General features: G+C 39.1%; 12 protein-coding genes. 6 read left to right on the plus strand and 6 right to left on the minus strand.

Going from position 1 to position 15,850, the window contains the following annotated elements:
• The first annotated feature begins 2 nt into the window (after positions 1-2).
• Genes DESOR_RS03355 through DESOR_RS03365 form a run of 3 tightly spaced genes read left to right on the plus strand, consistent with a single transcriptional unit; the run spans position 3 to position 4,185 of the window.
• Positions 3-752 (plus strand): ABC-three component system protein, encoded by a 750-nt coding sequence (locus tag DESOR_RS03355; RefSeq protein ID WP_148265221.1) that lies wholly within the window; start codon positions 3-5, stop codon positions 750-752.
• Positions 753-1,328: an ABC-three component system middle component 1 gene (locus DESOR_RS03360; protein WP_014183201.1), complete on the plus strand. Its 576-nt coding sequence runs from the start codon at positions 753-755 to the stop codon at positions 1,326-1,328.
• Positions 1,318-4,185, plus strand: a complete 2,868-nt coding sequence (locus DESOR_RS03365) for an AAA family ATPase (RefSeq protein WP_014183202.1) — start codon at positions 1,318-1,320, stop codon at positions 4,183-4,185. The genes DESOR_RS03360 and DESOR_RS03365 overlap by 11 nt, the downstream gene beginning before the upstream one ends.
• A 630-nt stretch (positions 4,186-4,815) precedes the next feature.
• On the opposite strand, the gene DESOR_RS03370 is transcribed toward DESOR_RS03365, so the two are convergent.
• The 4 genes from DESOR_RS03370 to DESOR_RS03385 form a co-directional block, all read right to left on the minus strand.
• Positions 4,816-5,997 (minus strand): Ger(x)C family spore germination protein, encoded by a 1,182-nt coding sequence (locus DESOR_RS03370; RefSeq protein WP_042330768.1) that lies wholly within the window; start codon positions 5,995-5,997, stop codon positions 4,816-4,818.
• Position 5,998: 1 nt separating this feature from the next.
• Complete coding sequence (locus tag DESOR_RS03375; RefSeq protein WP_345788336.1) at positions 5,999-7,093, minus strand: GerAB/ArcD/ProY family transporter; 1,095 nt, start codon at positions 7,091-7,093, stop codon at positions 5,999-6,001.
• Positions 7,087-8,661: a spore germination protein gene (locus tag DESOR_RS03380; protein WP_014183205.1), complete on the minus strand. Its 1,575-nt coding sequence runs from the start codon at positions 8,659-8,661 to the stop codon at positions 7,087-7,089. Before DESOR_RS03380 ends, DESOR_RS03375 begins: the two co-directional genes overlap by 7 nt.
• A 450-nt stretch (positions 8,662-9,111) precedes the next feature.
• Entirely contained in the window at positions 9,112-9,303 is a 192-nt protein-coding gene (locus DESOR_RS03385; protein ID WP_014183206.1) for a hypothetical protein, read from the minus strand.
• Positions 9,304-9,532: 229 nt separating this feature from the next.
• On the opposite strand from DESOR_RS03385, the gene DESOR_RS03390 reads away from it, so the two are divergent.
• Positions 9,533-10,948: a trimethylamine methyltransferase family protein gene (locus DESOR_RS03390; RefSeq protein ID WP_014183207.1), complete on the plus strand. Its 1,416-nt coding sequence runs from the start codon at positions 9,533-9,535 to the stop codon at positions 10,946-10,948.
• Positions 10,949-10,975: 27 nt separating this feature from the next.
• Here the strand turns inward: DESOR_RS03390 and DESOR_RS03395 are convergent, their stop codons facing one another.
• Together DESOR_RS03395 and DESOR_RS03400 are read right to left on the minus strand one after the other, a co-directional pair.
• On the minus strand, positions 10,976-11,422 hold the full coding sequence (locus tag DESOR_RS03395; RefSeq protein ID WP_014183208.1) for a universal stress protein: 447 nt from the start codon (positions 11,420-11,422) through the stop codon (positions 10,976-10,978).
• 57 nt (positions 11,423-11,479) lie between these two features.
• The gene (locus tag DESOR_RS03400; RefSeq protein ID WP_042331883.1) at positions 11,480-12,016 is read right to left on the minus strand and encodes an HPP family protein; all 537 of its coding nucleotides are present in this window, start codon (positions 12,014-12,016) and stop codon (positions 11,480-11,482) included.
• Positions 12,017-12,225: 209 nt separating this feature from the next.
• On the opposite strand from DESOR_RS03400, the gene DESOR_RS03405 reads away from it, so the two are divergent.
• Complete coding sequence (locus DESOR_RS03405; protein ID WP_042331885.1) at positions 12,226-13,962, plus strand: ABC transporter ATP-binding protein; 1,737 nt, start codon at positions 12,226-12,228, stop codon at positions 13,960-13,962.
• Entirely contained in the window at positions 13,955-15,841 is a 1,887-nt protein-coding gene (locus DESOR_RS03410; RefSeq protein ID WP_014183211.1) for an ABC transporter ATP-binding protein, read from the plus strand. Before DESOR_RS03405 ends, DESOR_RS03410 begins: the two co-directional genes overlap by 8 nt.
• The last annotated feature ends 9 nt before the right edge of the window (positions 15,842-15,850 follow it).

The following is a 15,850-nucleotide window of genomic DNA, read 5'->3' on the forward strand; positions in this document are numbered from 1 at the left end:
TTTTGAATCAAACAATAGGTGAGCAAAGAGCAGACTTAATAGTAAATGCAGAACAAGCTAATGTCACTTTAGTTACTAACCCTTTTATGTCACAAATACTTAATACATACCGTCCGCATATTCAAAGATTTATTGAGGGGTTTCCATTAACTGTTCGTGAAATATTAACGGAAACGATGAACACGACTTTTACATACATGGAGTCTTTTAATGAAGAAAGATTCAACCACTTTCTCGGGCAATATAATTTGGGGGAAGTTGAGTCTCACCGAAAGCATGAAGGATTAGAGCCCCTACTAAAACTGTTAGTACTATTACGAGCTTATTACCCTGACCTTACTCTTATTTCGGGCAGTAATTTAGCCAACATCCGCTTAGATAATAATTCTTGGCGAATGTTACTTTATTCTATGCATAGAGAGTCAATGCCTTCAATTGTATTGGGTTATGTCAAAAGACTATTTGAAGGACCGGGAATAAATCGAGATTTATTCCCATTAATTATGGATAATTATCATAATAATCCAACAAAAAACTTATGTGTACACTGTAGTGGGAAGACTTTTTCTTTTAGTCAAATTCTTAGAAATTTCGGCAGGGGTGAGTATTTAGGTTCGTTCCATGGTGTAGAATCGAACTCATATTCAGAGATGGATAAAATCATTGTGCATTGTTCAACTTGTATTCACAATAAATGCGAAGAAGCAATCGATCCTGAGGATTTGATCAAAGTCATAAGAGAGGTTGTATGAATGATAACGACTAAAATATATGATGCACTTGAAGAAATTGCAAACATTAAAAAGCTAGAAATGCCAAATTCACTTACAATAGATTCTTTATACGGTACCGAAGAGAAAATTTATGCAATTTCCAGTTACGCTACAGAAGAAGAGCTCATTAATAAATGGGAGCTTACTTCTAGAGAAGTTGCTGTTAATGTTCAGAGTATTCTTGTAGGTGAGTATAGTGATCTTCGGTGGGATATATATCTGTTATTGGTCGTATCTGAAGAAGAAGTATCTTCAACCGTAAGGAAAAAAATCGAAAATGATCGTTCATTTTTTAGGAAGATAGTTTTAACATCATCCGACCTAACCGAAATAAGTGAAAAATTATTTTTAACATTTAACATTGGTAGGGAGAACTCTAGAAACGATCTGATTTTCAACGATAAAAATTTTTTGACTGAGTTAAAAAAATGTTTGTCTTCCCGATCTATTGAACGACTAGGGGAGCATTTTTTTGAAGGAAATATTCCGATCACGAAAATGCTAAATTTATTTAGAGATAAATTAACTTTAGAAGGTGGAGAAAATGCGGATTAGTTCTTTGGAAATAGGATCTTTTAGAGGCTTCAGCCAGAAACGTAGGTTTGATTTTGAGCAAACCCAAATATTAGTATTATACGGACCTAATGGACATGGCAAAACGTCATTTTTTGATGCGATTGAATGGGTACTTACTGGGGAAATTTGTAGATATAATAGCCCTAGCGATGAAAAAAATAAAACCAGATTTATCGGTAATCGGTTATCATCTCAGCCTCCTCGTGTGCAGATTGAAATTATAGCCAGTAATGGTGATGTATTAGTGCTTACACGGACTGGAATAGTTGTAGCCGACAATCGGTCGGATTATGGAAAAAGTTCGTTAGTTGTAGTTGTCAATGGTTTGCGATCTGAAGGAAAGGCAGCAGAGGGTACTCTACGGAAATGCCTAATTCATGAAGCATGGCTTGATAAGATAGATCTAAATCGTGGACTAAATTTAAGCCATTTCTTAGGACAAGAAAGAATAAGTTTTATTTTACGTGGAATGAGGGATAGTGAGCGATATGATTCAATGTCGCTCATTTTTGGCACCGAGCATTTTTATAAATTTAAACAATCGTTTTTAGATGTTAAGAAGACTTTGGAGTCTGATATTAAAGACAAAGAGTTGATAATTAATCAACGGATGCAACATAGAAGAAATTTCCAAGAACAAGTGGAGAATATACGAAAAAAATTAATCGATAATGATGAAGAAGGTAAAGATGTTATTCTGGAAGTGCTACATCCGTTGGTATTTAAACTAGGCATAGACATACCACAAAAAATGGAATTACAAGGATATAGATCTATTCTAGAAAATAAGAGGGAGGAGCTACAAAGAAAACGTTACAACTTAAATGATTATGAATCAAGATATAGAATTCTCATTAGTACCGTGCCGGAGTGGAAGAATGCTAATAAAGCAATACAAGAGAATAAAGAAAAATTGAATAATTACGAAGTGTTGTTAGATATTGAGACAAAGCTAAAGAATATTCAATGGTTAAAAGAGAAATACGCCGAATTCAAAAACACGGAGGAGCAAATCACAAAAATAGCATTACAAATCCAAGAATTAAATAATACTATTATAATTAAGGAATCAGTTATAAATGAATTGTATAAATTACTCCATAATTTAAATGAGTTAATGGGTCAGCATCATTTAGAAGATTATGTACCAAAAATATTTGAACTATTAACTTTGTGTGAATTTTTGGATCGAGGCATTAAAGAGGAAATACATAAAAATCTCTTGGACCTACTTGAAACACATAAATTATTAATTATTGACTCAGAAAAATATCAAATAGCCTTAAGTTCATATCAAAGTTGGGAAGATATATATAATAATATAAAAACCACAGACTTTAGTCACAAGGAATTTCTGAAGAACGTTAAAACGTTTATTTCAGAAGACAGAAAGCTATCTAGGTGTCCCGTCTGCGGGACTGAAGGTATGAGTGCTGGACATATTTTGAAATACATAGATGAACAAGAGCAGTTAATACATCCAGAATTGAATACGACATTATCCTGTTTAGAAGATGCTAGAAAACAATTCAAGGAACTAGAAATACTAGTAGCCAAAAACAAGAATAAGATTAAAAATGGTTTACAAAATTTACAAAACTTAACTGATAAAGTTCAGCAACTATTTGAGGATGAGAATAGAAGTACGGCACAAATTTCAGAACAGATGGGGATATTACGCGAACGAAGAGATCAAATTGAAAAGCTGAGTACAGAATTTAGGGAAAGGTCCGAGCTTCTAAATATTAAGTTAAATGGAAATGTTTTATCTGAATTTACTAAAGCAGAAAATATGCTTTTATTATGCACGAAGGACCTAGGTATTGATGGTACTCCCAATAGGGTAGAAATTACAAAGGCCGTGAAGCTTGCTTCAGACAATATCCAAAAAGCAGATAATATTCAATTGCAATTTAATGATCGATTTATAGATTTGACGGGCACGCAACCAAATAGTTTACAAGATGTAGAATTATTATTGCATAAGGAGGAAGAAAAACTTCAACAAGATATATCACTTCTAAATAGCCACGAACAGTTGACATTAAAAGGAGTGGCCATAATTGCCCGAGAATTAGATTTAGAGACGCTATCGAATCTAACCGTTCAAATTAACCAAATTGAACAAACGATTCAACAATTACAATTTGAAAAGGATAACCTGGAAAACGATCTTGAAACTGTAAAAGAAGTTATAGATAAAATTCCTGAAGCTGTGGATAAATTGAATGAACAAGTCGTGGACGAGCTCTTAGAAACAATTCAGTCCATTTTCTTTAGAATAAACTCCCATCCTTTATATAGATATCTTGAGTTTGATACCAATCAACGGTACAAAGTAAATAGATTAATATTATCGGTCTTAACAGGTGGTAATGAGATAGACAGTATGGACAAAGCCAATCCATCGTTTATCTTCAGCTCCGCGCAAATTAATGCAATTGCACTTTCGTTTTTTTTATCAATGGCACTTAAGCAGCACTGGACTCGATTAAAGTTTATTTGCATGGATGATCCTGTTCAAAGTATGGATGACTTTAATGTTCTTGCATTTGTAGATTTAATTCGATTAATTACTGAAAATGATCGTGGCATGAATAAACAAGTTATAATTTCTACTCACGATTCTACGTTTTTTGAATTAATTAAACGTAAGTTTCGTTTCCTAAAACTAGGTATTATAAAATTTGAGGGGTATGGTGTTCAAGGGCCTTCATTTCAAATGGATAATTTTAACGCTCAGTCACTTGTAGAATTTGTTCATCCAAGAGAAAATAAGATATTGCCTGAGGATTTTCTTAGTATAGAGAAGGAACTTATTTCATTCAAATTTTAATCTTCTTACAGTTAATATATATCTCTGCAAACTTGTAATAAAGGTCGTTCGATTCTGACAATAATCGTGTAAAATTGATGGGAAATATTATCTGAATGAGAACGCAAGTATTAGATACCTAGCTTCACCAATACTTGTTGAAGTATCAAGGAGTTATAGTGTTTGGTTTGTTGACTTTTTGTTGACAGCGTTTTGAAAAACCATGATATTTTATAACATATGAAAGAAGGAAACAGCATTAACTAAGGGTTTTCACATCTCTTGAAGCCTCAAAAAACCAAACAAATGATGGGCGGCATGATGTAAGAAAAGCTCTGAACCACCACTGGGACAAGGCTCTAATTACTTCGAATTGTCTATGACCACATAAGGAAAATATTTTTAGAGGTTTCTCATGAGTTCAGTGAACTCATGAGAAACCTCTTTTGTGATAGGCAGTGGATCAAAGATAACAACTATGAATTTCTGATGCAATGTTCACTAACTACCATGTCTGCCCGGCTCAAACACAAAACTCGGATGAACTGGTAACCGAGGTTTGCTATCCGGTAAAAATGAAATAAAGTTGGTTAATGTGTCGGCTGTCAAAAACAGACGGCATTTTTTGTCTAAGAAAACCTGCTCCTTTAACTACTGCTGTATATCTAGCTTCTTGCCAATTTTTCCGGTTCGGAGGACTTTGGCATCCACCATGATTTCCACACCGGCATTTCGAAAAGATTTGCGCCAGTCCGGACCAAACGATTCCCAGGTAGTTGGGTCATGACGATGGAGCTGCGCAGAAAAACCGAGAAAATCAGAATCTAATTTTTTGGCTTTACCGACAGCCATCATAGCAAGGTCTTGTAACTTGTTGCTTATAGCAGCCTCAACACCTTTAATATCCTCGGCACCTAGTTCAATTCCAGCGTTGTCATCTATCTCGCCTTTGGCCTCAATAGTGACATGATAAGATATGTTGTCGCCAGTAATTAGCGGTTCAATTTTACTTGTTGAACTGCCCAAAAAATAGGAAAATAACTTTCCATCTTTTTCAACCGGTATCGACATCTGACCCCTGCTTATCTTTTGGGCTATTAGCAGATATCCCCTGGTTTCTTCTCTATTCAGCCAGCCTACAAGCTTGTCTAAGCGGAAGACAGCCAATCCTTGCATTAGATTCTGTTTGTCGGAACCCGGCAGATTCGAAGGAACAACACTAACCAGCGTTGCGACCGCATCCTTGTCAGGACTTAATAACCAGGCTGTAAATTCACTCATGATCGTTCCATAGGAATAGCCGGTGGCCTCCGCTTTATACTCGGCCAAGTCTTTTATTTCTGTGAAGAGCGTTTTCTCTACCGCTGCCCCTGCTTCCAACACCTGTAATGCTTCTCCTTTGGTTATAACGATTAGGTGCTTGGGTCGGGTTTGCCAAAAACGCATTACGTTTTCAATAATATCGGACATTTTTTCTCTTGCGGCCTCTTCACCAATGAGATAGGCACTTATGTGTCCATAAAAAGGCGTACGTGACGTATGGGCGGAATAATCTAAAATAGCTTCCTGCTGTGTTAGTCCTTTGCCAACCATTAGAATATCCTGATCTACTGTTCCGGCAGATTGCTCTTCACCTTTTCCCTTGGGTTTTGGACTCATGGTTCGTGCCGAAACCGTCCACATGTCACGACCATTTTTCCGAGCATAGTCAATTCCCACGATAGTGACAACGGCTAACTTTTCAACTTCTTTGCTGTCCCAACAACCGGTCAGTAGAACAGATTGCAATAAAATAAGAATTACTAGCCCCAATGCTGAACCTCGTTTTTTCACGTTACTTTTTAGCTCCCTTTCCTCTGATTATGGCAACCACCAAAAGTATCAAAGGCAATCCCACTTCGAATAGAAGCCCAAAGGGCGGCCAATTTTCACTTAGAAATTTGCTAAGTTCCGGCGTGTTTCTAAACAAAAAAGTGGCTGCAAGAATTTGGATAAGAGCCGCTGGATAAATTACGGGTTTATATGCTTTCAAAGACAGTACTTGGGCAGTTGTAAAGCAAACCAAATAGTACAGCACGTCCACTTTGATCACAATACCGGTTATCCATAGAAAAATAATCAGAGTCTCCATCCGCTGCAGAAAATTGCCGAATTCAATGAACTTCGCCAAGTACAAAAAAGGAAACACCAAATCTCCGGTTAGGTAGGGTCCAAGGACTGCAAGGGTGATCAGGGTGTCGGCGGAGAGAAAAAATGTCACCGCCAGGAGGGTCAAAACTCCTTTAAGCTTGATTTCTTGGGGCTTGTTGACCATGGGCAGCAGGATGGCCAACGCGACAATCTCGCCGTACCAGGATGCAGGTACCACCGAACCTATAATTATTGGCGAAACCCCGCCTTCCAGAAAAGGCTGCAATTTTTCCAATTCCATACTGGGCGCTGCTAATCCCAATATAACTATTAATGAAAATACAAATAGCGGCAGTACAAACTGGGCCATGCGGGCGATAACTTCGATCCCCTTGAATGCGGCATTGGCTCCGATCAGGACTATAATGGTACTGAAAAGTACTCCAGGTGTCGCCGGCATCAGGGTATTAGTCAGGAAATCAGAAAACTCCCGGATGACTAAGATGTTAACAACCAGAAAATAAATCACATAAGCCCCGCCCACCATCTTTCCCAAGGCTTTCCCCAAGAGGATTTCGGTATATTGGGGCAGGGTTTGCTGTGGGAACCTCTGCCCTAATTTACTTATGATCCACAGGCTTATATAACCTGCCAGTGAAGCAAACACGGATGCTATCCAGGCAGACTGCTTGGCCCGGTCGGCAGTAATTCCGGGCACAAACAGAACTGATGTAGCCATAATTAGTAAAAACAACAACATAGCAATCTGTGTGCCTGAAAGTTTTTCTGTGTCTATGATCCTTGTCCTCCCTGATCCGGTTTTTGCGGGCCTTGGTCAGGATCCTGCCTATCTAGGTTGCCGGCACTAAATAGCTGTGGCCGTTTCTGCATGGCCCACAAAGGCATTCGTACCATAGAATCCTTCAAATCCCTCAGACTTAGAGGTGCCAAAGGTAATAGGTAAGGAATTCCGAAAGAGCGCAGACCACAAAGATAAGTTAAGATCACCATCAGACCTAATATGATTCCCACTCCGCCAAGTATTCCTGCCAGGATAATCAATACAAACCGGAGAATCCTAATTGCCGTACCTGCGGCGTAATTGGGGATTGTGAAAGAGGCAATGGCGGTAATTGCTACAACAATTACCGATATAGGTGAGACAAGACCTGCAGTCACAGCTGATTGCCCGATGACTAAACCACCAACTGTACTAATTGCCTGACCAATGGTTTTTGGCAGCCTTACTCCAGCCTCGCGCAATAGTTCAAAGGCAAATTCTATGAAGAGAATTTCAAATACGATGGGCAAGGGTAAACCTTGCCGGGCTCCGGCAACGGTGTTGATTAGTGAAGTTGGCAGCAACTCCAGGTGGAAGGAAAAGGCTGCTACAGTCATTGCTGGAAGCAGCATGGCAATGTTCAGAGCAAAAAAACGCAGAAGTCTGGTCATTGTGCCAAACACTGTATTGTTATAATAGTCTTCGGCAGCCTGCAGCAGGGAGATAAAAGTAACAGGTACAATAAGAGGCATTGGCGAGTTGTCTACCAATATTATTATTCGTCCCTCCAATAAGGAAGCTGTTGCTTTGTCCGGGCGCTCAGTGTATTGCACGAGCGGGAACAGAGAAATTCGCTCATCCATAATCAATTCTTCGATATGATTCCCGCTGAGTATGCTATCAACATTTATCCTGCCGATCCGCTGTTTAACCTCTTGCACGATTTTGTCATTAGCGATCCCTTCTATGTAACAAACGGCAAGTTTAGTCTTCGTTAGTAGTCCTACATGGAATCTTTCCGTTTTCAGACGGCTGGTTTTTAATCGGCGCCGGATTAAACTCAGGTTGGTATCGATACTTTCTACGAACCCGTCCTTTGGTCCCCGCACTCCAGGTTCTGTATCTGGTTCGGAGACCGCCCTGCTTTCCCCTCCGCGGACCCCAGCTATTATTGCAGTGGTTGATCCATCAAGCACCAGGGCTGTGTTGCCCTCTAATACTTTTTTAACCAGTTCAATCAAATCGGAAGTTGTATTGGTTTCCGCTAAGTTGATTAAACGTTCATTAATAATCTTTAGTATATTGGACCGGGTTATATGAACAGACGAAGGTAAGGTAACAGTTTCCTGCATGACAGTTTTCAATAAGTGATCACTGATCATTTCATAATCAGTTAACCCAGCCACATATACCACAAAGGCTCGTATAGTATGTTCGGTATTAATGATAAACTCGCGGAAAAGAATATCGGCACAGAGGTCAAATACTTGACGCAAAGCTTGCAGGTTGTCTTCATAACTTGCAGACAAAGGTCTTTTTTCGGTAGGTTGTTGGTCGGTGGTTTTCCTGGGGCCTTTTTTAACCATTTTGTAATCAAATCCTGAAGTATAAGTTTTATTAGCTTTGATACTAATGCATAACGAACGGCCATTCTTTTTATACAACAAAGGGAGGCCGTTAAAGATTAGTATCTAAGACACTGTTATTTACTTGTTCAATCTTGAAGTAGAGCACATAAAACTACAAGCAATTTCACACGCCTAAAGAAACTTTTTTCCACATGTTTATCACCTTAATCGTATTGGGAGTTAATTTTCTATATCTACATGTAATATAATGCCAAGAATATATGTTATTCATTCCGGTAGCTTATGCTATTTTTTCCTATTTTAGTGAGCAAAAAAGCAAAGTAAACATTATTGGCACTAATCCCAACTTAAGGTTTATATAATTTGATACAATAAAGGAGAGGGGTGCTGCTCTCCTTTTGCTTCTTCTATACTATTTTAAATATCTCCATATTGATCTCTGTTTCATCAAGAATGTCCGAGTTCACTTGCAGCCTCAATATAAGCTTCATGGTAAAAGGTATCGAGCTGTCTTGGTGATGACGGTAAAGCTTGGTCCTTTAATTCACTATAAGCTTTTTCCAATTGAGAGTATTTAGCTTTAAGTTCTCCTAATTCACTAGCTAACGATTCTCTTGTAGCTTTATCCTTATGGCTCAAAAAGATCGCCTCCTTAATTATTAACTTTAAACCAGTATTTCCTGAATTAATGGATTTTATTGTAAATATTACGTGTAATGATCAAAAAATTAATAGCATTGAGTTAAAAATATCAAATTAGTGTCATAATAATCTGAATTATGCATGTTATGATTAACTATAAACTTCTCATGGTTTTCTTGAAGCATATCAGTTCATCTCAACGCTGAATGACATTGGAGGAGGATCTATGTTTCTAAAACCAAAATTAAAGATAATGTCTCGTGATAATTGTGAATTAGTGCATGAAAAAACTTTAAAAGTCTTAGCTGAAACTGGCATACGTTTTGAATCTGATCAGGCATTAGCTGTCCTAAAAAGACATGGAGTGAAAATAACCGGCAAGACGGCTTACTTTAACTCTGCAATGGTCGATAGAGCGATTGCCCAGATACCTAAAAAGTTCAAGTGGATTGGACGAAACCGCAGCCAAGATCTTATGGTTGGCGATGATTTAGTGGTATTGCCTAATGTAGGAAATATTTATGTGCAAGACCTTACATATGGACGGCGTGAAGGCAAAAAAAAAGACTTTCGAAATATTATTAAACTTCAGCAGGCGAGCCCATCGATGAATGTCAGTGGGGGGAGTCCGGTTAATATTTTAGATGTAGAACATGATGAAAAATTTGCCACAATGTTGTTTGAAGCCATTAAACACAGCGACAAACCTATTTTAAGTCTTTGCCAAGAAGGAATTCAGAATAATCAACGTTCTCTTCTCATGCTAAAAATATCCTTAGGGAAGAATCATCTTAGGGATCAAATATACACCGGTGTCATTGTTGACCCTCTTAGCCCTCTTGCTTATGACAAGGCTGCGACGGACACAATTATTGCCTATGCTGAAGACGGCCAGGCGATTTTATTAGTTACCTGCAGCATGGCTGGTGTAACGGGACCGATTACCTTGTCTGGGATGTTAATAGCCCAAAATGCTGAGATTTTAGCAGGTCTGATTTTAACCCAAATGGTTCATCCGGGCTGCCCGGTAGTATGTGGTGTTTCATCGTCAATAGCCAATTTAAAGCAAATAGCCTATCTTACGGCAGCACCGGATATGAATATTATGACTATGGCAGGAACCGACCTTTATGAAGATTTTTATCAATTGCCCACGCTCTTATTAGCTGGTCAAACAGACAGCAAAATGTTGGATTATCAAGCAGGTTTTGAGACTATGCAGACCCTTCTCTTACCTATTCTGGCAGGGGTCAAAATGATCCAAGAAGGCAATGGTACGCTGGACAGTTTTATGACGACATCTTTAGAGAAAATGATAATTGATGAAGAACTTATTGAAAGATCAAAACATATAGCCCGAGGACTTCCCCTTGACTCCTCAATGTTTTTGCTGGATGCTATTCACCAAGTTGGCAGCAGAGACTCATTTTTGAGTCATGAAAGTACCTTTGCTCATTTTAAAGAACTTTGGCGGCCAACAATTTCTGAAGACAGGCCTTATTCCTTTTGGGAAAGAGACGGAAAACTTGAGATTACTTATAAAGCACATAAAGTGTGGAAAGATCGTTTGTCCAATGCACCCCAATCCATGATTTCGGAAAGTTTGGAAAAAGAATTGCTGGCTGTTATAGAGAAGATATAACTTGTTTGTTAAAACAAAAGAGGATGCTCAAACCTGAGCATCTTCTTTTGTTTTGACAATCAAAACTGGGCAGGAGGCCTTCATTAATACTCGTTGACTAACACTACCCAGCAATGAACCCATAACAGGCCCATATCCACGGCTACCCATGACAACGAGATCGTAATTTTCATTTTCAATTTCATGGATAATTGCGGCAGCAGGATGGCCGGGCTTAAGTTTCTGCTCTATTGGAATACTTCCAACATCGACCTGAGCTAAGGTTGCTGTTAAGGATTCTTTTCCGTAAATGCTGATTTCCTCTTGAGGTACTGTGGTCCCGCTGGAAAGTTTATAGCCTAAAGCTTCAGGGGTAAACATAACGTGCATGAGGATTATACGAGATTTAAGCGGCTTTGCCAGGGTTAAAGCTGTTAGAAAAGCATGTTTGGCAGAGTCGGAGCCATCTGTTGGAACTAAAATAGTTTTAAACATGGTTTTTCTCTCCTTGAGTTTATGATATTGTTAATTGTCAATGTTTGCAAAATAATTCTAAAACCAATATTTCGGGTATTGTCTGTTTGGAGAAAGATTGTTAACGATAAGACCAATTACTACTAAAATAACGGCACCTAAAGCAATGGGATTAAAGACATAGAAGGGATGAGCTTTGCTTAGTACCGCAAACAGTGCGGTTGCCCCTCCCGGCGGATGCGTTGTCTTAGTTAGAATCATAATTACTAAAGCCAGAGCAGTTCCTAAGGCTGGGGACCACCAAGTCAGACCAAATAGCAGGAAAGTGGACACTCCTGCCACCGCTGAAAGGATGTGTCCCATAATCACGTTGCGGGGCTGGGATAAAGGAGCATCGGGAACACCGTAAACCAGAACAGCCGAAGCACCGAAAGAGGCAACAATCGGAACAGAGAATTCTTGAGCAAATAAGGCTATTGCAGTAATCCCTAAAAATGCTCCCAGCCAAGTTAGAATAACATCTAAAGGCGGCGGAGTGACAAGGGGGGTAGTCCTCTTGTGGCCTTTTAGTTTACTTAAGTATTTGTTTAACCAAGTCGGTACCTCCAGGAACATTGTTTTCCCTTTATGTAGGGAGATAAGGTCTCTTGATTCATTGGCTTGTTGCAACTCAATTCACTCCCCTTTATTTGTTGTCGTCATGAATAACCTGATTATAGTTGGATAATGGGAGTGATGTTGTGAATTGAGTCACACTTTTGCAATCTCAATAGAAATGATTTTTCTTCGACGAATTCCTTAATAAGGCAGGGAAAATGGAAGCTATGGATATTTACAAACATTATTTTAGCAAATACAAATTATTATTTATTACTGCAATCAGTTGTGTGTTTTTTGAAGCTATTTGTGATCTGTTACAGCCGACGATTATGGCACACATTATTGATGAGGGTGTAAAAAATAATCAGCTGGGAATTGTGTTGAAAATGGGTCTGCTCATGCTGATGATTACTGGTGTTGGAGCCTGCTTTGCGGCAACCCGGAGTGTTTTGGCGAGCAGGGTTTCCCAAAGTTTTGGTGCAGATTTACGTTATGATGTTTTCTCGAAAATTATTAATTTCTCCGAAGTCAGTACCGATAAAATTGAAAGTGGTTCGTTAATAACTCGCATGACCAATGACATTTCTCAGATGACCCAATTCACGAACGGCATGATGAGAATCTTTTTCAAAGCACCAATAACTTGTTTGGGCAGCATCATATTGGCAATGATGCTGAGTTTTCAATTGAGTTTAGTTTTATTTGCAACGGTAGCCATAGTAGCCGCCTTTATCATAGTCAGCATGAAATTAAGTTATATTCGATTCGCCAAAGTACAGCTTGCTATCGACAAAGTTAATACGGTCATACAGGAATATCTGATGGGAATAAGGCTGGTTAAAGCTTTTGGACGATATGACCATGAGGAAAGGAAGTTTGCTTACGAGAATTCGGATTTGTCCCATAAAACCGTGTCAACCCAAAAGGTGATTGCTTATTTTTCACCTCTAATGTCCCTGACCATCAGTATCGGAATTGCTTTGATATTGTATCTCGGAAGCTTTCTATTCGGTTGGGGAGACATTGAAGTAGGCAAAGTTGCAGCATTCATAAACTACATGGCGCAAATTTCAACTTCATTGATTATGATTACAAATGTATTTAATGTATTTGTTCGGACGAAAGCATCTTCGGAAAGAGTTAATGAAGTGCTTAACAGCGAAGAGGATTTTAAAGGGATTAAACAAACCATAAAAGATGGCAGCTGGGAGCTTGCCTTTGAAAATGTAACTTTTGCTTATCCAGAGGGAAGCGGTCTGCCAAGCATAAAAAATCTTTCCTTTAGAATTAATCGTGGAGAATCTTTGGTGATTATCGGTCCAACCGGTTCCGGAAAATCTACCCTCGTATGGCTTTTCCTGCGCTTCTATGATGTAGAAAAAGGAACGATCTATTTAAATGGTATGGACATAAAGACCATTGACTGCAAGACATTGAGAGACAATATTGCCTTAGCTCCACAAAAGAGCATGCTGTTTACTGGAACTGTCTTGGAAAATATAGCTTGGGGCAATCCAATAGCTACTAGAGAGGAAATAATCAACGCCGCTCGAGCTGCTCAGGCTGATAAATTTATTCAGAGCATGCCTGCTCAATATGAAAGTCACTTAGGTCAGGGTGGGGTCAACCTTTCTGGAGGTCAAAAACAACGCATTTCAATCGCCAGGGCTTTGGTTAAGAAAGCACCAGTTTTGATTTTAGACGACTGCACCAGTGCTCTTGATGCGGTTACAGAAGCTAAAGTCAGACACGGTTTGAAAACTTTAGATAAAGAAAAGACCATAATTTTAATAACTCAAAGAATAGGGACCGCAATGTTTGCCGACAAGATCCTCGTGCTTGACGACGGTAAAAAGGTTGGACTTGGCAGCCATGAAGAACTGCTCCACTCATGTGAAACCTACCAGGGAATTTTTCACTCACAAATTGGCCGTGACTTGAAGGTGACAAATAATGGCTGAAAATAAAAATTTCGATAATATGCCAAATTTGGGAAAAATGGGCGGAGGTGGCCCCCGGCGGTTTGCTCCCATAGCCAAGCCCAAAAATACAAAAGCCACTCTGTTTCGGCTTCTCAATGTCTTTCTGTTGTGGCGCAGGTCTTTTTTGGTAGCAGTAGCGCTGACAATTTTATCATCAACAGTTTCTCTTCTGACACCATGGTTATTGGGTAAAGCAATCAACACCTTCAATACAACCACCAATTCAGTTGATACGCCTCTCTTGAAACTCATTATTTTAGCCCTTGTCTCATGCTACTTGGTAAGTTGGGTTATTGATACATTTAACGGTGTATTGATGGCAAAGGTTACCCAGGAACTGATTAAGCATATTAGGAATGAATCCTTTGCGAAGCTGCAGAGAATTCCCTTGAACTTTTATGACAGAAGGTCACATGGGGATACAATGAGTAGGATAACCAATGACGTGGACAATATCAGCACGACGATTTCGCAAACAACTACCCAGTTAATAGCCAGTATTTTTACTATAACAGGCTCGTGTGTAATGATGCTGATTCTGAGTCCGGCGTTAACTCTTGTTGCTATGGTTTCAATTCCCTTGTTTTTGGTTTTGACAAAGACTATTGCCCGTCGCAGCCGCGAGTATTTTTTAGGACAGCAACAAAAATTAGGGGACTTAAACGGAGTCATTGAAGAGAACATTGTTAGCTTAAAAATGGTAAAAGCTTTTAATCAACAACAAACTGTCTTAGCTGATTTTAATCGTCTGAATAGGGAGCTTTGCAGCTATTCTACTAAGGCCCAGATTTGGTCAGGCTTAATGATGCCGTTCATGAACGTCATCAATAACCTCAGCTTTACGTTTATTGCCTGTGCAGGAGGGATTCTTTCAGTAAGGGGCGTGATAACTGTCGGGGTAGTGGTGAGCTTTCTTACCTATTCGAAACAGTTTGGACAGCCGCTGAATAGTATAGCCGGAATGTTTAACAACATTCAGTCTGCTTTAGCCGGTGCAGAAAGAGTTTTTGAAATAATGGATGAAGAGGAGGAAGCTCCTGACAAAGAGAGTGTAAAAGAGTCGTTTAATCCCAAAGGTGAGGTAGAGTTTCGCAACGTGTCTTTTTCATATAATCCCGGCAGTCCGGTTTTAAATAATATTTGTTTTAAGGTCAGACCAGGAGAAGTGATTGCCTTGGTTGGTGAAACCGGAGCTGGGAAAACGACCATTGTAAACCTTTTAACGCGCTTTTATGAGTTAGACCAAGGGAAAATTCTGATCGACAATACCGATATAACTGAAATTTCCCGAGCGAGTCTTAGAAACTGCTTTTCTGTCGTTTTGCAGGATACCTGTCTTTTTACAGGTACGATTTATGAAAATATCAGATATTCAAACCCGGATGCTTCAAAAAAGGAGGTTCGAGAAGCTGCTAAGTTGGCTCATGCTGATGATTTTATCTCTCGTTTGCCCAAGGGGTATGACACGATTGTAACAGGCAGTACAGATAACCTGAGTCAGGGACAACGCCAGTTGCTGGCCATTGCCAGAGCTATTCTCTGTAATGCTCCGATTTTAATATTGGATGAAGCTACAAGTAGTGTGGATACAAAGACTGAAAAAGAGATTCAGCATGCCTTGTTAACCCTTATGAATAATCGAACCAGTTTTTTGATTGCTCATCGACTTTCGACAATTCGCGATGCTGACAAAATAATGGTCATTGGCCGGGGGGAGATATTGGAGAGCGGAACTCATAGTGAACTTATGAAAAATAAGAGCACATATTTTGAAATGGTAACAAGTCAGATGGGAAGTACCTCTTTCGGAGTTGGATGTGAGATTGGAATAGAGCAAGCTCAGACTACATATAAGTAGGGTAAGAAC

This window comes from Desulfosporosinus orientis DSM 765, assembly GCF_000235605.1.
Lineage (GTDB): Bacteria > Bacillota > Desulfitobacteriia > Desulfitobacteriales > Desulfitobacteriaceae > Desulfosporosinus > Desulfosporosinus orientis.